The organism is Lachnotalea sp. AF33-28, assembly GCF_003477885.1.
Taxonomy (GTDB): domain Bacteria; phylum Bacillota; class Clostridia; order Lachnospirales; family Lachnospiraceae; genus AF33-28.
Genome location: NZ_QUEE01000001.1, coordinates 198,418 through 217,646, shown reverse-complemented (window position 1 = coordinate 217,646; position 19,229 = coordinate 198,418). Strand labels below are relative to the sequence as shown.

At 48.2% G+C, this 19,229-nt stretch carries 15 protein-coding genes and 1 riboswitch; of the genes, 7 read left to right on the top strand and 8 right to left on the bottom strand.

Features of this window, described 5'->3' with window-relative positions; all coding sequences use genetic code 11:
• Positions 1-252 precede the first annotated feature (252 nt).
• The 8 genes from DWZ56_RS00885 to DWZ56_RS00850 form a co-directional block, all read right to left on the bottom strand.
• Positions 253-1,554, bottom strand: a complete 1,302-nt coding sequence (locus DWZ56_RS00885) for a sensor histidine kinase (protein WP_118554497.1) — start codon at positions 1,552-1,554, stop codon at positions 253-255.
• 17 nt (positions 1,555-1,571) lie between these two features.
• Positions 1,572-2,291, bottom strand: a complete 720-nt coding sequence (locus DWZ56_RS00880) for a response regulator transcription factor (protein ID WP_158584378.1) — start codon at positions 2,289-2,291, stop codon at positions 1,572-1,574.
• A 154-nt stretch (positions 2,292-2,445) separates the two neighbouring features.
• A complete protein-coding gene (locus tag DWZ56_RS00875) occupies positions 2,446-4,731 on the bottom strand; it encodes an alpha-L-rhamnosidase-related protein (protein ID WP_158584377.1) in 2,286 nt (761 codons plus the stop codon).
• 45 nt (positions 4,732-4,776) lie between these two features.
• On the bottom strand, positions 4,777-5,667 hold the full coding sequence (locus tag DWZ56_RS00870) for a carbohydrate ABC transporter permease (RefSeq protein WP_118554494.1): 891 nt from the start codon (positions 5,665-5,667) through the stop codon (positions 4,777-4,779).
• Between the two features lie 12 nt (positions 5,668-5,679).
• Positions 5,680-6,612, bottom strand: a complete 933-nt coding sequence (locus DWZ56_RS00865) for an ABC transporter permease (RefSeq protein WP_243095002.1) — start codon at positions 6,610-6,612, stop codon at positions 5,680-5,682.
• A gap of 70 nt (positions 6,613-6,682) precedes the next feature.
• Entirely contained in the window at positions 6,683-8,251 is a 1,569-nt protein-coding gene (locus tag DWZ56_RS00860) for an extracellular solute-binding protein (RefSeq protein ID WP_118554493.1), read from the bottom strand.
• A gap of 183 nt (positions 8,252-8,434) precedes the next feature.
• Entirely contained in the window at positions 8,435-10,654 is a 2,220-nt protein-coding gene (locus DWZ56_RS00855) for a helix-turn-helix domain-containing protein (RefSeq protein WP_158584376.1), read from the bottom strand.
• A gap of 17 nt (positions 10,655-10,671) precedes the next feature.
• Positions 10,672-11,376, bottom strand: coding sequence for an HAD family hydrolase (locus DWZ56_RS00850; protein ID WP_158584375.1), 705 nt, complete (start codon positions 11,374-11,376; stop codon positions 10,672-10,674).
• Positions 11,377-11,846: 470 nt separating this feature from the next.
• Between DWZ56_RS00850 and DWZ56_RS00845 the strand changes: the two genes are divergently transcribed.
• The 7 genes from DWZ56_RS00845 to DWZ56_RS23005 all read left to right on the top strand — a co-directional run bounded on the left by DWZ56_RS00845 (position 11,847) and on the right by DWZ56_RS23005 (position 19,143).
• Positions 11,847-13,205, top strand: coding sequence for an ATP-binding protein (locus DWZ56_RS00845; RefSeq protein WP_118554490.1), 1,359 nt, complete (start codon positions 11,847-11,849; stop codon positions 13,203-13,205).
• Between the two features lie 339 nt (positions 13,206-13,544).
• A riboswitch (adenosylcobalamin (AdoCbl) riboswitch) is annotated at positions 13,545-13,685 on the top strand.
• Positions 13,686-13,758: 73 nt separating this feature from the next.
• Positions 13,759-14,784, top strand: coding sequence for an ABC transporter substrate-binding protein (locus DWZ56_RS00840; protein ID WP_158584374.1), 1,026 nt, complete (start codon positions 13,759-13,761; stop codon positions 14,782-14,784).
• Positions 14,781-15,803, top strand: a complete 1,023-nt coding sequence (locus DWZ56_RS00835) for a FecCD family ABC transporter permease (RefSeq protein ID WP_118554488.1) — start codon at positions 14,781-14,783, stop codon at positions 15,801-15,803. The genes DWZ56_RS00840 and DWZ56_RS00835 overlap by 4 nt, the downstream gene beginning before the upstream one ends.
• A gap of 12 nt (positions 15,804-15,815) precedes the next feature.
• Complete coding sequence (locus tag DWZ56_RS00830; RefSeq protein WP_243095024.1) at positions 15,816-16,562, top strand: ABC transporter ATP-binding protein; 747 nt, start codon at positions 15,816-15,818, stop codon at positions 16,560-16,562.
• Positions 16,563-16,569: 7 nt separating this feature from the next.
• A complete protein-coding gene (locus tag DWZ56_RS00825; RefSeq protein ID WP_118554486.1) occupies positions 16,570-17,094 on the top strand; it encodes an ATP--cob(I)alamin adenosyltransferase in 525 nt (174 codons plus the stop codon).
• Positions 17,091-17,960, top strand: coding sequence for a cobyric acid synthase (locus DWZ56_RS00820; protein WP_118554485.1), 870 nt, complete (start codon positions 17,091-17,093; stop codon positions 17,958-17,960). Before DWZ56_RS00825 ends, DWZ56_RS00820 begins: the two co-directional genes overlap by 4 nt.
• Positions 17,947-19,143 carry a cob(I)yrinic acid a,c-diamide adenosyltransferase gene (locus tag DWZ56_RS23005; protein WP_243095000.1) on the top strand — a complete coding sequence of 399 codons (1,197 nt, stop codon included), beginning with the start codon at positions 17,947-17,949 and terminating at the stop codon, positions 19,141-19,143. Before DWZ56_RS00820 ends, DWZ56_RS23005 begins: the two co-directional genes overlap by 14 nt.
• Positions 19,144-19,229 lie beyond the last annotated feature (86 nt).

Below are 19,229 nucleotides of genomic sequence, written 5' to 3'. Positions count from 1 at the left end.
CTGGGCTGGCTATAAACCGGAGGGGATACGGTTATGGCACGCTTACCCTATTTTATTCAATAGGAAAATGCGTCCTATTGAATAAAAATGCTCCGCAAGGATCGCACTGCGGCGGGAAGGTATTATGTCGCTAAAGCGACCCGCCGCAGGCGGAGAATCCCGCGAGCGGGATTCTTTTTCATAATATAGACTTATTATACGGAATAAAGTATTATTTGTCAAAACCATAGGCAAAAAAATTGAAACATTGTCTTAACCCGGCCGCTGTGCGGGAATGCAGAGGAGAACAGAGCTCTTATAGACTAACCCCTTCCGCTCAAAACGGACGCCGCCCTGGTATTTCTCAGCCACAGCCCTGACAGACTGCTGTCCGATGCCGCCGGCCATTGTACCGCAGTCCGTGGAATTGTCAACGGTCAGGACCAGTTTGCTGCCGGTCAGGCTGCAGCGGGAAGTGATAAATTTTATCCCGTCCTTCTGCCCGGCTACGCTGTTGGCCGCATTTTCAAAAAGATTGCCAAATACGATGCAAAGATCTGTATCCGGTATGCCTATGTTCATGGGAAGCGTGATTTTAATGTCCAGTTCGGCGCCGGATTCCTGCGCGCCGGCCAGGTAATGCCGAACGATGGTATCCACAGCATAATTGCCGCAGATGGGAACGGAAGTGTCTTCCGGCAGGCTGACGCGGTAATTCTCCAGATATTCAGCCAGACTGTCTCTGTCGCCCTGCTCGACATAAGCGGCCATCACAGCCAGATGATGCCTAAGATCGTGGCGCGCCGCCCTGGTCTGTTCAATGTTCTGTGTGAGCTGGCGGTAGCCCTGTGCCTGCAGCGACAGCTGAAGCTCCATGTTTTTATTTTCTGCTGCCAGACGCGCGCCTTTTGCGGCATCCAGCGCTGTGCGCAGTGTGACGAAATATGTGATGAAACCTGTCACCAGCACAAGCAGATAGATGAAGAGTATCTGAAAGTCGGCAAATGCATATCGTATAAATACAGATGTATAGAGCATATTCACCAGAAAAAACAGAGCCGGAGTGATGCAGAGCTGCCAGAAGCTTTTATCCGACAGATCATCATAGGCAACGCTTAGATGTTTGCGCAAAAGGCGAAAAAGGAACGGATAGCTGATAAACAGGATGCTAAGCTGCAGCAGAGTGTACGGCCAGGATGCGAATAGAGCCTTATCCTTTGTAAAAAAGCGCGAATCGATATATTTGGCTGTAATATTGACCATATTGGCATAGGCCTGCACGACTAAAAATACATAGAGCAGCTTCGGCGGCGACAGACGGAAACAGAACATATACTGGGCAAAATAAGCCAGATAGAAGATGACGACTGCAAACGTATCCATCCACCTCGCATCCGGATACAGGATGTTGCGCAGCACATAATAGACTGCGACCAGCACCGTTGTAGCGGTGATCAGCGTAAAAAGCGTATGCTTTTTCACACGCAGCTTGCTGTAAAATGGAACACAGCAGAGCAGATAATAGGGCGCATTCAACAAGAAACCGCTGACGAAAATCCGTATTGTATCCTTCATAACCGGCCATCCTTTCCTCACAGCTGACTGCGTGTTTTCTCGAAATAGTAGTTTTCAAAAAAGGCTTTAAATTCTGCCCTCTTCTCCCTCCTTATAGGGATCGGCATTCCGCTTATCAACAGAAAATCATTGCCGCAGATGCCCTGTATACAGTCCAGGTTAACAATATAGCTGCGATGACAGCGCAGGAATCTGGGATCTTTCAGCTGTTCCTGCAGCTGGTCCAGACGGATATAGGACCGTATCTCATCCCCCAGCGTGTGGACGATGCAGCAGCGGTTCTGGGACTCAATATAGAGAATCTGTGAATACATCACTCTTCTGGTTTCACGCTGAATGCGCAGCTCAAGATACGGCTCCGCGCTGTTAGAGAGCATCAGACAGCGGTCCAGCGCCAGCTCCACATCGGCCCGGTAAAAGGGCTTGATCAGATAATGGGCCGCGCCTACCTCAAAGCCTTCAGCCATGTGATCTCTGCTGCCGGTTGTGAAGACGATTGCGGCTCTGGGATTCCGTTCTCTGATTATGCGGGCCAGTTCCACACCGTTTATGCCGTCCATATAAATATCCAGAAAATTGATTGGAAAGGTGCCGTTTCCCATAGCCTTCAGCATTTCACCGGAACCTGAAAAGCATATGGGATTTCCGGACAGCTTGCGGTCTTGGAGTATGGATGCGAGGCACCCGGCCAGAGCCCGGCCCTCAGTGATCTGGTCATCGCATACAGCAATTATCATAAGCCCGCCTCCTCGTTCATGATGATAGTTATACATGATCTATTGTGAGGGAAAAACGCCTGAAAGGCAAGAGAAAAGTAGCAGACTGTTATAAAGTTGTTGAATTCTGTATCAATTACAGAAATAAGGCGGCCGCCCTTTCAGCGGATAAGCGTTATTTATTTACATATTGCAGGAGATACGGACCGTCCACTTTTACACTGCGGTTCATGCCGTCACTATCCACGTATAAACAGCCCTGTTCCAGGCCGATCGAAACCTTATACCCGGCGGTTTTTGGCGTCCTTTCATCGAACGTTATGACCTGCGCCGCTTCGTCAATCTCAATAATTCCAGTTATCCCCTTAATGATAAACGCGCCCGCGGCAGAGGAAAGGCCGTGATTTAAGCTGGCTGACTTAGAATCATGTTCCCAAAGCGTGCCGGTTTCATCCGCCATATGCCAGTAATATTCCTTTACCTCTTCCAGCAGCTGTTCATATCTGCCGGATTTAAGCAGGCACTCAAATCGGATTGTCATCCCGATAAAAAGGTTGGAATAGGCGATTTCCGGATATTCCTGTTTAAGCTTGCGCCTGTAGCCAAGAATATTGTAAAAATATTCATAAAAGCGGGCGTATCCCTTATCCTGCTCATCCGCGATGCCGCAGAATACAGCATAGAACTGGCAGGCCTCGGATATCTCTTCCATGTTTATGTATTCTGTCCCGTTCCAGCGCGCGCCGTCACAGAACAGTGTGCCTGTAAAAGAACACAATGCGATCTGTTTTTTCATGAGTTTTGCGCTGTGAAGCAGCCGCTCATCCTCATAGAGATTTCCCACGGTTTCCAGTACCAGGGCATACAGCATATTGGTGGGATAGCTTACATCGGCCATTTCCACATATTGGTTCGCCAAAGACCACTCGATAAAATTCCATCCGTCCAGTTTTTTCAGCAGCCCGTCTTCACGCCGGAATTGCTCAAGATATTCAAGAAAAACGTAACAGTACTCCCGGAAAATCTCTTTATCGTCCCTTCGGCGTCTAAGATATGCATCTACCTCCAGTATATACCACATGATCCATTGGGGAATAACCTGAAGATTCTCTCCCGGGTAATTGTCGGGAAGCAGCCCTGCGGGAAGTCCCGGAAATTCCTTTGCAAGCATGAAATTTTTCAGGAATTGCTCTTCGACGGTACCGTGTCCGGCAAAAATCTGTTCCGCCTGTCCCGTAAAATAGCTGTCACACAGCCAGCCGCCCCGCTCTCTCCCCGGGCAGTCCATAAAGCAGTCAATTGTGTTTTGCCTGAAGGTTTCCCTCGCAGCGTCAAATATACGCAATAATTTTTCATCCCTGATTTCCAGCGAGGTATTGTGGCTCAACGGATAGGAGTACTCACGCAGCTCTACACCGTTTATCTGTATCTGCCCGTGCTTCACCAGGACCGTCATATAGCGCAGTGAATATGCCTCAAATGCCTCCAGATCATACGGCCGATCGCCGGCTTTGAGCTCGTATGTGATTATGCTGGGCAGGTCCCCCAGTTTGAGGCCCGCGTCCTTTGTTATGTCCTCTGAAAAAATGACATAGACCTCGCTGTCTTTGAGCGCGGTAATATTCACCCTTATAAAGCCGGTGTTCACCCTACCGAAATCGAACAGTGCGTATCGGTTATCTGTCAGGTTCCTGCTGCCGTCAGGGGTATACTTTCCCTGTACATCTGTGAGCACATGATGCCTGATTTCACTGGTGGGGTAACATACCATGGAGGTATCCCTCCCTGTCAGATGGGCTGAGTCATAGACAACAGGCTTGGCCGCAGGCTCAAAAGCGCCGTATGCGGCGGCGCTGCCAAAATCCGCGATACAAAAATCGGGATGTTCAAATATTCTCGGAATCAGCACCTCATCATAGACATGTGCACAGACCGGTTCACTTTCAAAATCTGTTTCCATCCAGTCAGTCAAAGCGGAACTGTTATCCAGATACCAGACCTCTGTGAAGGCCCTCTGATAACTGTAGCGATACGTTTTCGGCTCTCTAAGTTTATTCAAGGAAATCGCTGAAAAGTCACGTCCCGTATGGCGGATGGATGTCCCGTTTTCAAAAATCTCCGCCTGGAGAAAGGAAGGATGAGCCATCGTCGCAAAAGATGGACAATTATATCCTGCCAGATTCACACATAGGGTGTTTTCCCCCTCCGTCGGATACAGCTTTACTGTATCCACGCGCAGGTATCCGTGGGGAGCTCTGGCCGGTCCGTAAAAGATAAATGATCCGTTTAAATAAATACTGTACAAAGTTGCTCCAGTAATGTGCAGCTCATATTCACTGCCCGCCAGCGCATGGAACCTGCATTTAAAACCGGCCTGAAAATTTACAATATTGCGGCAGTTTTTGATAAAAATCTGCTGGGCATTGTCAAACATACTTTTATTAACTTCCGTTATTGGCATAGTCTCTCCTTTTGTTTGATTGGAAAATACGGAATTCTTTCTCATTCAGCCTTTTATGGAACCGATCATTACGCCTTTGACAAAAAACTTCTGAATAAAAGGATATATAATAAGCAGCGGTATAACAGAAATAATGATGGTGCTGTATTTAAGAGACTGTGACAGCCGTATCATTTTTTCCATCTCTGTCGCGGAAACGCCGAAGGAGCCCTCCATGGACAGCGACGCGTCAATAATCATATTCTTTAAAAAGCAGGTGAGTGGGAACAGTTTTTTATCATAAAGGTAAATCAGAGCCGTATAATAATCGTTCCAATGTCCGACCGCATAATACAGCCCTATCACGGCCAGGATAGGTTTGGATAGCGGCAGCACGATTTTCCATAGAAACTGCAGATTGTTAGCACCGTCTATTTTGGCGGCGTTATGCAGTTCGGCGGGAATGCTGTTCGAAAAATAAGTTCTTGTAACAATCACATTGTACGTGGATATCGCTCCGGGGATAATCATTGCCCAGAAGGTATTCACCATACCGAGATTTTTTACGACGAGATATGTCGGGATCAATCCGCCGCTGAAATACATGGTGACAATCAGCATCATCATAATGAGATTTCTGGGCATAAAGTCTTTGCGCGAGAGCGGATATGCCAGAGCGACTGTCGCAGCCAGATTTACAAGAGTTCCCGCCGCAGTATACAGGATGCTGTTTTTATATCCGACCCAGATATCAGAGTATTCCAGCAGTTTTTCATAGGCCTCCAGCGTGAAACCTTTGGGAAGCAGAACCACATTTCCCATCCACAGTTCATTGGGATCGCTGAAGGAGGCGGCCACCACAAACCACAGGGGCCATATAAAAATAAGCAGAAGGACACACATGATGATGACATTGGCCGTATCAAAAATGGTATCCGAATGGTTTCTTCTATTCATCGTATATCCTCCCTAAAACAGGCTCTCATCGGCCACTTTTCTGCTGATTCTGTTCACGGTAATGAGAAGTATCATATTAACTAAGGAATTAAACAGACCGACCGCCGTAGAGAAGCCGTAGTCATGGTCCAGCATGCCGACCTGATATACATAGGTTGATATGATATTTGCGGCGGACTGGTTCCTTGGATTGGTCAGAAAGTATACCTTTTCGAATCCAACACTCATAAGAGAGCCGAACTGGAGAATGAGCAGCATCAGGATGGTAGATTTAATAGAGGGGATATCGATATGCAGCATGCGCTGTATTTTGGTAGCCCCATCCATTATTGCCGCTTCATGCAGCTCATAATCGACTCCGGCGAGCGCCGATATATATATGATTGCGCTCCAGCCCATCCCCTGCCAGACATCCGACCATACATATATACTCTTGAAATATTTTGGTTCCGCAAGGAACCCCACTGTTTCAAAACCCAGCTTACCTAAAAGCTGGTTTACAATTCCTGTTTCCTGATTTAAAAACATGGTGAGCATACCGCAGATAACAACCGTAGAAATAAAGTGAGGCGCATAAGAGACCATCTGCACGGTTTTTTTCAGCCATTTGATGTTTAAATAATTGAGCATCAACGCGAATATAATCGGAATAGGGAAGCCAACCAACAGACTGTAAATGCTGATGCCCAAAGTGTTCTTAATCAGAACGCCAAAGTAATAGCTGTTAAAAAAACGCTGAAAATGCTTTAAACCCACCCAAGGACTTCCCAGAAGCCCGAGCTTTGATTTGTAATCTACAAATGCCATCATAACTCCCGGCATCGGTACATAACAGAAAATTATGTAGTATGCCACTCCCGGCAATACCAGCAGGTACAGGAGGTAGTTCACCTTAAGATCCTTTTTCAGTCTTCGTAAGAAATTATCCGTTGTCTTAACCCGCACTTGCAGCACCTTTCCGGGGATGGAAGCGGCCGCTCATGCGGCTGTTTCCATCCCACATCTCCCATTTATTTTATTGCAAAGCAATTGACTTGTCGTAGGTCCTCTGGTAAGCATCCATCAGATCAGAAAGGCCCATTCTTTCCACCGTCGCAACATAGTTATCCCATGTGGATGCCAGATCTTTTTTGCCGGTAATTACCTCCACGGTATACTCCTCAAAATACATCTGTATGTCCGTGGCCAAGGCTGCTACAGTATCCTCATCTTCCTCCGTATAGTGCATATTGGGCAGCACAGATACCCCATATGCGGCGGTGCGCACGCGTTCCTGATTTAGATAAACCTCATCCGGATCCGCATTCGGAGACATCTTTGTCCACCAGATATCCGGGGAAAGATACGGACCTGCGGTTGTGCCCTGAATCGTTCCGTTTCCGCGCACCTCATCCACGGTCTCCCCGTATTTGCCGCCAAGGATCCATTCCCATTCACCCTGTTCATTTACGGAATAGGTCTCGCCCTCCACACCCATGGTTGCTAAGATTCCGCCTTCCTGGGAATAAAAGGTATCAAACATTGCGAGAACCGGACCCGGATTCGTGCATTTATCCGTGACACAGAACACGCCGGTGCCTATGCCGTTGCCGATCGCATACTGGCCTTCTCCAAAAGGTGTCAGCATCTTGTAATCATCATCATTGTCCCTTCCAACCACCAGGAAAATGCCTGCGGAAGCGCTGGAACCGAAAATATCGTTTTCCGTGCCTTTAGCGGTCAGCTCTTCACCGGTGATTGTAAAGCAGGTATCCAGAATAAGCCCTTCCGCGTACAGCTTAGCCAAAAATTCCAGATAGGTGTAATACATATCTGTTACAGGTACAAAGGAAAGCTTGCCATCATTTACGGTGCAGTATGTCCTGCTGTCAACCGCCTGCCCCAGGTATTGCATCAGGAAAGTAGGCATGCCGTTGAAGGCCAGCGGAATCTCATCATTCGGATCCCCGTTGCCGTTTGCGTCCTGTTCCTTAAATGCCTTTAATACCTCATACAGCTCATCCAGACTGGAAGGTTCTTTAAGTCCGAGATATTCAATCCATTTCATATTGATCCAATAAGGGGTCCAATCGGTAATTGCCAGCTCATAGCATGGAAGGCCGTATACATGGCCGTCGCTGGAGAGGATCCACTGCCATGCATTATTCTCATCCAGCCATGCGGTCAGATTCGGCATATGTTCCTTAATCAGGTCCTCTAAGGGGATTAAAATACCCTGGCTGCCATAATCCAGCATTTCAGAGGAACTCATACCTGACTTAATGAACAGTTCCGGATAGTCCCCGGAATTTAACAGAAGGTTTCTCTTTTCACTGAGCTCGGAACTTAGAAGTGACTGAAATTCAATATCGATGTTGTATTTCTCCTGCAGTATCTGCATGGGCAGGGAATCATCCAGATCATAGGTAGAAGCGTGCAGTACGGCTACTGCCGAATAAGTAAGTTTATCCTCAGGGGCTTTTGTATCAGCTGACCCGTCTGCAGAAGAATGATCGGGCTGGGATTGGGACGGTGAGCCGCCGCACGCTGCCATTGAAAGAACCATTGCTGCTGCCAGCAATATTGATATAAATTTATGTTTCATACCATACCTCCATTTTTTATTTTTAATCCATCTCAAACGCGTTTTCAAAGTGGATGACTTAAATATAAGCGGGATATCCGTTTCCGGCAAGGTACATAATTTCGGTCCGCGCCGAAAATTTGTATCCGTCCGGTAAAATAAGCAAACAGCGGCGTCTGCCGCAAGAAAAGCAGACGCCGCTGTTTAAATATTCTGTTCCCGATATTGGGAGGGGGATACTCCTACCTCCTGTTTAAACTTGCGCCGGAAACTTGATACATTTACATACCCCACACTGGTACTGATCTGGTCAATGGTCTGATCCGTGCCGAGAAGAAGACCTTTTGCTTTTTCAAGCCTCATTTCCCACAGATATTCCGAGAAATTCTTCCCGAACCGGATCTTGAAAAGAGAACTCATGTGGGCGATGCTGATATGAAATGCATCAGCGAGCACTGTGATCGAAAAATCGGGGGATGCATATTCCGCGTTCATGATTTCCTCTATCTGTGAAAATCTCGCCGGGATGTTGTCGGAGCTTTCTTTGCAAAAGTCGAGCAGTGCCAGCATATTTTTAAGAATAGTGCCGCTGTTCTCCTCATAGGGGCAGCTTCTGCAAAGATAGAGCGTTGAGAAATAAAGGTCGCTGTAGTCCTTGAATTTAGCGTTATATTCACTGATTGCGTTGGTCAGTATCGTTAAAATATCAATCAGTATACTGCGGACATAAAAATTTATAAAGGGATTCTCATTTACATCCGAAGTGCTGTCCAATAAGCCTATAAGCTCTGTCACACAGGCCCGGGCTTCGGTAAAATGACTGTTTCGAAGATGCCGGGTCAATTCTTCCAGCTGCGATATCGGATACTGTAAGTGGCCGCTGTCCCTGCTTTCTCCAATGACGCTGGTGTACAAAACGACGGATTCGTCCACAGGACTGCAGGCTGCCATGACATTTTTATAAAGAGCCGGTATTTCCATGGGCGAATCGGCTCTGTCGCTGTAAACGCAGTGACAGCCAAGCTTTTTGTGCAGTTCTTCCAAAAGCACAGTGATGACGGTATGGCCATAGCCGTTTTGCCGGTCATCATAGTAGCTGATCAGGACAACCGCGTGTTCCTGTGTATATTCGATCATCGCAACAATTTTTTTCTCAAATGCCTGCAGGCCTTCGGATAAAGCCAGCTCCACATGTTCGGGGAAATCCGGACCGCCGGCATCATTTGTGATCCTGGCGATATAGATGGCGCATTTGTCAGATTCCATGGAAAAAAGGGAATCAATATCGGAAGGGCTCTGTATTACGGAATCAAACAGCGATTTCTGGATCAGCCTCCGATAGTTATTCAATTTTTCCTGCAGTGTGTATTTTTCAGCCGCCAGTTTACTGAACGTGTCCTCTAAAAGGCTTATATAATTGTGTTCGCTGCTGTCCGCCGGTATTATTTTCTTTATCAGCTTCTGCAGCGGCTTAAAGGTGGCCTGCATGGCCAACAGGATAATAAATAAACTCAGCAGAAAGACCAAGGCGAATACAATGATACTTCTTCCCATAGCGGTTTCTGTCTGTCTGGCGATTTCCTGATTGGAGAGGAGCGCTGTCAGCACCAAATTTCCGGCATTATCGCTGTCATCAGCTATCATGTACAGTGAGTTGGAAGCATCTATTTCATGAAGACCTGAAGAGGAAGGCAGTTCATCAGCCAGGGAGAACAGGGCATCAGGCTCATCTCCTGCAAGGAAGGAGCAGTCTGCATCAAGAAGCCAAAAGGACACTACCCCTTTGCTGCTTTCTGAATTCAGAATACTGTCAAATCCCTGCAGACTCAAAACATAAACAGTGAACATGGAGGATCTCTGGCTGCGGGGAGCCAGATAAATTAAAAAGGATTTATTGCCGGTATCCAGGCGGAAAAAATGGCGTTTGGGAGCGGAAAGATACTCGTCTAAAGGAATCGGATAATTTTTTCCTCCCACACAAATCCGGTAGCCGTCTTCAAATAAGACAACAGGCAGAGCTGTAGACAAAAGCACCTCCCCGTCGGAAGAGAGCACGGATATGGAATCGATCATATTGTTGGCGGAGGCATAGGCAGTCAGCTTTTTATTCGCCTGATAGAGATCATAGGCCGAATCGGTATAATTGGACATAATGAGATTTAGGTCTTTCTTGATCTGCGCATCGAGCAGAACAAAAGCAGTGACTTCTGAATCCAGCGTAGTCTTAATGGAAGAAAGCTGTTTTTCTGCGGATTCCTGCAGATGATCCTGGTAGATGGATATAAAGTTAAATCTGAATAGTAAGTAAAAACATCCAATTAATATAATAACGATTATAAAATAGGAAATGAAGTACTTAATAAAGGTCGGATTGAACCTGGCAAGCACTATGCGGTGTTCTGGACGCCGTTCTTTTTTATTCATGGTAAAAGGCCTCCCGGTCATTTCCCGCCGGCAGGAGCGGCGGGCTCCAATAGCGGGGGAATTTCAGACAGGGTTTCACACCGGCAGCCGGCATCTGAATGGCCGTCTCTGTGTACTAAAATAGTCCGCATACCCGCATCCTTTCCGCCCTGTATATCGGCTATCAGATTATCTCCGATCATATAACAGATATCAGGATATGCTGCAATGCGCAAGGCATATTGAAACAGCTCGATCCTCGGCTTTTCATAACCGATATTTGAAGATATTATATAGTCTGTAAAAAATGCTGATAACCCCAAATCCTCTATAATAGATGGGAGTTCGGGGTAATTATTTGATAAGATGTAATTTCTGTAACCTTTTTCAATGCACAGAGTTAATACTGATATTGCATCGCTGTAGAGGGTATAACTGTGCACGTCCAATATCTGGCGTTTGAAATCTGCATTTATTTTTTGCCGGTCTGCTTCGGCAATACCGTATGCTGCGTAAAACAAATTGAACTTTTTAAAAAGAGCGCTCCACCATTGCTGCCCCACTTGATCGGGATATGCTATTTCGGGTGTGTACCAGGAACATACCGATTGCAAAAGTGCCCTGATTTGTTCAGTGGGGATTTCATATTTTTGTTTTTTAAGCGCTGTGAGCAATGCGTTAAAAAATGACTCATTTGGATGTATGATGGTACCGTCAAAATCCCAAAAAATAGCTTTAGACAAAATTGCACCTCCGGCATTGTAGTACTGTATACAGTTACCGTAAAGTTCCGCGCAAGACAGGGCAGGGTATATTCCTCATGGGGACCCGCTCTCGCTCCGTGAAGCGCGCAACGATACTAATGCTGTAAAATACACAGCATAAGTACCGGCGGGCTTCAAGGGATCCCCATGAGGAATATACCCTGCCCTGTCTTGCGCTGTTTTATCGGCAGTTGTAAATAGTAACGCAATATGATTATGTTTAACTTGACATTGATTTTACCATAGTATTGCCGATATTGCTACCGGCACTTCCGTTGTAATCTGTAATCTGCGGTGAGTCGGGCTTCATTTGGGGCATATACTGAATAAGTACGCGTATTATGGGATAGTATAACAATATGACATATGCGTATTGCGGTATTTTGATATTGAATGCGAGTTGCGTATTGCGAGTCGGTGTGATATCATGTGTGTGGGAGGCGAAGATTATGTTGTTTGAGCGCAAGATTTACAGTAAGTTTCTTGCTTGGAAGAATGAAACAAAGGGGAAGAAAGTTCTTCTTGTAGAAGGAGCCCGTCGAATTGGTAAGTCCACTGTGGTGGAGGAATTTGCCCGGAACGAATATAAGAGCTATATATTTATCGATTTTGCCAGAGCATCAGATGATGTGAAGTCGTATTTCCATCTTCATCTGAATGATTTGGATACCTTTTTCATGCTGCTGTCCGTTAACTACGGTGTGCAGTTGTATCCCAGGGAAAGCATAATCATATTCGATGAGGTACAGCTATATCCGAAGGCAAGGGAAGCAATCAAGTATCTGGTTGCCGATGGACGGTATGATTATATTGAGACTGGTTCCCTTATCTCTATCAGGGAGAATGTACAGGGCATTGTGATCCCCTCCGAGGAGCGGAAAATCAAGATGTACCCACTGGACTTCGAGGAGTTCTGCTGGGCATTGGATGAAAGACCGCTTATCCCCTATATCAAGACCTGTTTTGAGAAGAAGGAATCTCTTGAGAGAAATCTGCACAACAAGGCGATGCTGCTTTTTAAGCAGTATATGTTGGTTGGCGGAATGCCTATGGCCGTTGTTGCCTTTCTAGAGGGGCATAAGGACTTTGGGGCCGCCGACCTTGAAAAGAGAGATATTCTTGCACTTTACCGAAATGACATTATGAAGATTCATGCACAGTATCGGGCTAAGGTGTTGGCCATTTTCGATCAGATCCCCGGCCTTTTGTCCAGACACGAGAAACGGGTCGTTTTCAATCGCATCGTGGAAGGATCTAAGGCTGAACAGTATGAGGAGACCTTCTTTTGGCTCTCTGATTCTATGTTGGCAAATGAGTGCCGGAAAGCAAATGATCCTAATGTAGGGCTCTCACTAACAGAGACAGATGCCTGCATTAAGTGTTATCTGGGCGATACCGGTTTGCTGGTCAGCCATGCCTTCGATGAAAACGAGCTGTTGGAAGACGAAGTTTACAAGCAGATTTTCGCTGGGAAGCTGGGTTTGAACGAAGGAATGCTCTATGAAAATGTGATCGCCCAAATGCTTGTGGCGAATGGGCATCGGCTGTTCTTTTACACCCAGTACAATGATAAAAAACGAAGAAATGACATTGAGATCGACTTCATCATTTCCAATAACAGCAAAACAAAATATAAGATTTTTCCGATTGAGGTGAAATCCAGCCCGCAGTATTCTAATGCATCTTTAATTAGGTTCAAAGAAAAGTATAAATCCCGTATTGGCGGCAGCTATATCATCCATCCCCGAAATGTGATGGAGAAAGATGATATTCTGTGCATCCCGCCATATATGACGATTTGCCTTTAAATACGTTTATAGTTACTGTTCACGGGTACCGATAAAGCAGCGCAAGACAGGGCAGGGTATATTCCTCATGGGGATCCCTTGAAGCCCGCCGGTACTTATGCTGTGTATTTTACAGCATTAGTACCGTTGTGCGCTTCACGGAGCGAGAGCGCGTCCCCATGAGGAATATACCCTGCCCTGTCTTGCGCGGAAATTTACGGTAACTGTGAACAGTAACAGTTTATATGAGGCATTGGCACAAAAAGAAGAAACCGGTTGACAATACCGTTTCAGTCAGCTAGAATGCAAGTGATGCGGAAAGTATAAGCATCAAAATTTGCCTGAGATATCAAAATACGTTTTCATATGAACAGCAGACAATTGTCAGAGAAGTCAGGTGTGAATCCTGTACGGTCCCGCCACCGTGATGCGCCGCTGTGCGATAAGTCGGATCGCTGAGTTTGCTGTGTACGAATTCACGATGGATGGATTGTGCATTGTTATGCTTATTAACACCCTTTCGTGTATGAAAGGGTGTTTTGTTGTATCAGGACAGACATTTGGAGGAAAGAACATGAAAAAATTACTTGCTATCATCCTGACGTGTGCCCTTGCGGTGAGCCTTGCGGCCTGCAGCGCACCCGCGCCGAAGGAAACAGACGTCTCCACTGCGGCGGCTGAAACAACGCAGACCACAAAAGCCGCCGAGACTCCTGAAACAACGCAGAGTGCCGGAACGGAGCAGACTGCAGAAACATCTGCCGCAGCGCTTCCGACGACAGATCCCAGCGGAGCCCAGATCAAGGTTCCTGAAGACATCGAAACAATTGCCGTGCTGTCTCCTTCGATTGCGCAGACAATCATTGGTTTAGGCCTGGGGGATAAGATTGCGGCGTATGATGCACAGAGCGTCGGGCTGGAAGGCCTTCCGGAAAGTGATATCGTACTGGATTTTATGCAGCCTGACATGGAACAGCTGGCAGCGCTGAATCCCGATGTGCTCTTCGTTTCCAACATGACCTTATATGACCAGGAAAATCCGTATCAGACGCTGATCGATCAGGGCGTCTGCGTTATCTGCGTGCCAACCAGCGAAAGCATTGCCGCTATACAGAGTGATATCAGCTTTTTGGCTGCAGTTTTGGGCGTTCCGGAAAAGGGAGAAGCAATGCTTGCCGATATGCAGGCACAGATCGACAGCATCGCTGCTATTGGCTCCACCATAACCGATAAGAAAACGGTTTATTTTGAGATCGCGGCGGCGCCTTCCATGTACAGCTTCGGCAGCGGTGTATTCTTAAATGAAATGATAGAACTAATCGGTGCAAAAAACATATTGGCGGATCAGAACGGATGGCTGGGAGTTGAGGCGGAAACGGTGGTGGCCGCTAATCCCGATGTGATCCTGACAAATGTGAACTACATAGAAAATCCGACACAGGAAATCATGGACCGTGAAGGCTGGGCGGATATGACCGCAGTTGCAGACAAGAGCGTATATTATATTGATAATATGGCTTCCTCCTCTTCCAACCAGAACATTGTAAAGGCCCTGGTGCAGATGGCTGAAGCAATTTATCCGGAGTATTATACAGAATGAAAACCACTTTAAAGGTGACACTCATGGCAGTCATCGCGGCTGCCGCATTAATTTTCGGCATCGGTATCGGCAGTGTGTATGTATCACCTGCCGATATTCTTGCAATTTTGGGGAATCGGCTGTTTCAGATTCCTCTCCCGGAAAGCATAAACCCGGTGTATCCGAAGATGGTCATGGACATGCGCCTCCCCAGGGTACTCATGGCATTTCTGACCGGAGCGGCGCTCGCGGCTGCCGGTACGGTTATGCAGTCCGTGCTGCAGAATCCGCTCGCATCCCCGTTTGGGCTCGGCATTTCGGCAGGGGCGGGCCTCGGCGCGGCTGTTGTAATGGTAATGGGCCTTTCTTCCGGGATCCTCGGAATGTTTTTCCTGCCTGCTGTCAGCCTGCTTGGCGGGCTGGGAACGGTGATTCTCGTGATCGGATTTTCTTCGCGGATTGACAGGAGCATGTCCAACACCACGATTATCCTTACCGGTATGGTGCTCTCGCTGTTTCTGAATGCGATTATGAGCATGCTGGCCACAGTCTCCCCTGCCAATGCGCAGCGGATCAACCTATGGACGCTGGGCAGCTTCTCCATGAAGGGATGGGACAGTGTGCTCATACTCTTCGTTGTGACCGTGCTTTGCATGCTGCTTTTTATGTTTTATGCCAAGGAAATGGATGTCATGACGTTCGGAGAGGAGCAGGCGCTGTCGTTGGGCGTGAATCTCAAATTCGTAAAACGGCTCCTGATCTGCATCGTGGCGGTCCTTACAGGAACGGCGGTCGCCTTTGTGGGCATCATCGGATTTGTGGACTTAATCGCTCCGCATGTTGTTAGGAGATTCTTCGGCTCCTCTCACCGGCTGGTCCTGCCGGCAAGCGCGTTATTCGGCGGCACCTTTATGGTTCTGTGCGATCTTGCGGCGCGCACGCTGGCGGTGCCGAGAGAGATTCCGATCGGATCTATTACGGCGCTGATCGGTTCCCCTTTCTTTATCTATATCTATTTTGTGAAACGGAAGGAGAGATAAAACTTGCTGCAGGTGAAGCATGTAAGCTGCGGATATGACAAATATCCGGTAGTAAAGGATGTCTCCGTTTCACTGGAAGAAGGAGAACGGCTCTGCATTTTAGGTCCGAACGGCTGCGGTAAAACCACTTTTCTGCGCGCGCTGGCCGGCATTTTGCCATATTCCGGAGAAATCACGGTCTGCGGCGAGTCTTTAAAGGGAATGAAGCGCAGACAGGCGGCACAGAAAATAGCGCTGATGAGCCAGCTTTCGTCCTACAGTTTTTCCTATACTGTCTATGAGACAGTTATGCTGGGAAGATATGCGCATATGAAGCGCGGGCTGCTTGGCGGAGAAAACAGTGAAGACCGCAGGATCGTGCTGGAGAGCATGGAACGCACAGGCACCTTGGAATTAAAAGACCGCCTGATTACCGAGCTTTCCGGCGGCCAGCTGCAGAGGGTATTTCTGGCGCGCGTATTCGCGCAGGATCCGCAGATTATCCTCTTAGATGAGCCTACCAATCATCTGGATCTCAAATATCAGATTGAACTCATTGAATACCTGAAGGAATGGTCTTTAAAGGGAAAACGCTGTGTTGCCGGAGTACTGCACGATATTAATCTGGCATTGGCTTTTGCAGACACGCTTCTTTTAATGGATGAAGGCCGCGTGCAGGCGGTTGAGAAAACAGATCACTTTGACTTTTCGCTGTTAAGCCGCACCTATCATATGGATGTGCAGGACTATATGCGGAAATCTTTGAAAAGATGGGAGTAATAAACGGATGGAAATTTATCATAGTCCTTATGAGGCATATCCTTTTTTGAGCGATGCCGGCGATGACCTTCGCTGTGACTTTGAGCTGTTTACCGATCAGATGGCGAGCCGTACGGGCCTTTTACGCGCGCAGGTTAAGGATGAGACGCTGCGTGAAGAGCTTTTGTGGGTATGCGAACTGATCTATCATATCAATCCGACGCTGCGCACAAGGCTTACGGTAACGGAAGCGGAGAAAGATCATTTATTTGAAATTGCCAATCGCCTGAAACAGGAATGCGGCCCCCGCTGTAAGATGTTTGTGCTGACCCAGGGCTGTGAGGCCGCCTGTACCGCACATCTGCTGCGCGTGCAGGGGAAAACCCTGGTCCGCCTGATCTATCGGTATTGCGAGCAAGGAAACGAGGTTTCCCCGCTGCTGCTGGATCTCGCCAATCTCCTGTCGGGCTACTTTTTCTATCTGGCTCTCAAGCTCAATGAGCTGGAAGGTGTGGATGAAATTCCCTACACAAGCAGGAATTACAAGCTATGAGCAAAGCAAAGGCAATTATGGTACAGGGCACGGCATCCGGGGTTGGCAAGAGCACAATCGCCATCGGACTCTGCCGGCTCTTTGCGCGTAAGGGGATCAGGGTCGCCCCCTTTAAGGCGCAGAATTTATCGGACAATGCACATATCCTGCCGGACGGCTCACAGATGGCGCGTTCACAGGCAGTCGCGGCGGCGGCCTGCGGCATCGCGCCCCATACAGATATGAATCCGGTATTGTTAAAGCCGTTTCACGGCGGCTGTGAAACCATTTTGGATGGCGTGGCCGTCGAACAGCTGAGTCCGGAGCTTAAGCAGGAGCGGATCATGGCGGCGTTTCACCGCCTGGCCGGCGAATACGATCTCATCGTGGCGGAAGGCGCCGGAAGTCCGGTAGAGTTAAATCTTATAGCGGGCGATATTGTAAACATGGGATTTGCCCAGCGGATAAACTGCCCGGTGCTGCTGGTTGCCGATATCCGGCGCGGCGGGATCTTTGCATCCGCCTACGGGACAGTCGCTCTGCTTGAGCCTGCACAGCGCGCGCTGGTGCGCGGACTGATTGTCAATGATTTTTACGGCGATCCCTCTTCTTTTGGGGAAGGGATGCGTATTTTAAGTGAAATAACAAAGGTTCCGGTGCTTGGCACGGTGCCGCATCTGGATCTTTGTCTGGAGGACGAAGACAGTCTGCAGGGAGCTGACACAAAGACCCGTGCGCACATTGCGGCGCGGATACCGGATGGGATGACATTCGGGCAATATCAGGAATTGCAGTTTGACAGGCTGGCGGATGCACTCGCTGCATGTCTGGATATTTCGGCAATCGAGGCGGTCCTGGAAGGAGAGGGTTCGGATGGAAGATTATAGAGGAAAGCATTTTGTGGCCTCCTACAGCGGAGGAAAGGACAGCGTACTGGCGATCCACCGGGCAGTTTTAAAGGGAATGGTCCCGGACGCCTTCATTATCACATACAATACCGATCTGGGGCGCTCCTGGTTCCATGGCATACCCCAGGATGTCCTAAAGGAGGTCGAACAGGCCGCCGGTGTTCCTGTGAGGCTGATTCGGACCGGCGGTGCGGATTACGCTGCTAACTTTGAACAGATGCTGCGAGAGTATAAGGCGCTTGGAGCCGATGTCTGTGTGTTTGGGGATATTGATATCGAAGGCCACCTGGAATGGGGCAGGGCGCGCTGCGCCGCCGCCGGAATGGAAGCTTACTATCCGCTCTGGCATGAAAAGCGCACGGACCTTGTGAAGGAATGCATTGAGAGCGGCTTTACAGCCCGCATAACGGTTGTTGACATAAAAAGGCTCGGCCCTGATTTTCTGGGGCGGCAGCTGACGCACGAAGTAATGCGGGAAATCGAGGCCGTCGGCGCGGATGTATGCGGGGAAAACGGAGAATATCACACGTTTGTTACAGCCGGCCCTATCTTTTCCAAACCGCTTCCGGTAGAGTTTGCACCCCCTGTTGTACCGGACGGTTATGCGGTGCTTCCGGTTCTCTTAAAAAGCAGAAAGCCGGTGCTCACAAACGGCTATGTGCAGGTATATACCGGCGACGGCAAAGGAAAGACAACCGCTTCGATGGGGTTGATTCTGCGCGCGATGGGCGCCGGGATGAACGTATATTTCGGCCAGTTCATGAAGACAGGCGAGACGAGTGAGATCCGGGCCATGCGCACCTTTGGCGATGCGATTACAATCGAACAGTACGGCGACGGCAATGAGCTGTATCATCCGGATCCGGAAGCGGATGAAGCCGCAGCGCACGCGGGATTTATAAAAGCGCGCCAGGCGCTTAACAGCGGACGGTATGATATGGTTGTCCTGGATGAGATCCATGTGGCCGCTTTCAAGGGATATCTGACGGAAGAGGAAATCCTGCAGCTCTTGGAGGAAAAGCCATACTTTACGGAATTGATTCTGACCGGACGCTATGCTGCCAAATCCGTTATGGAAAAAGCGGATCTGGTTACCGGTATGACCGAGATACGCCATTATTACAAAAACGGGGTTGGGGCGAGGCGCGGAATAGAGATGTAATTATGGGATTGACAATTTGGCGAGGCAATTCTATAATGAAAAGAACGTTCATAATATGCCGATATGGCGATAAGGGAGTAGTTGGC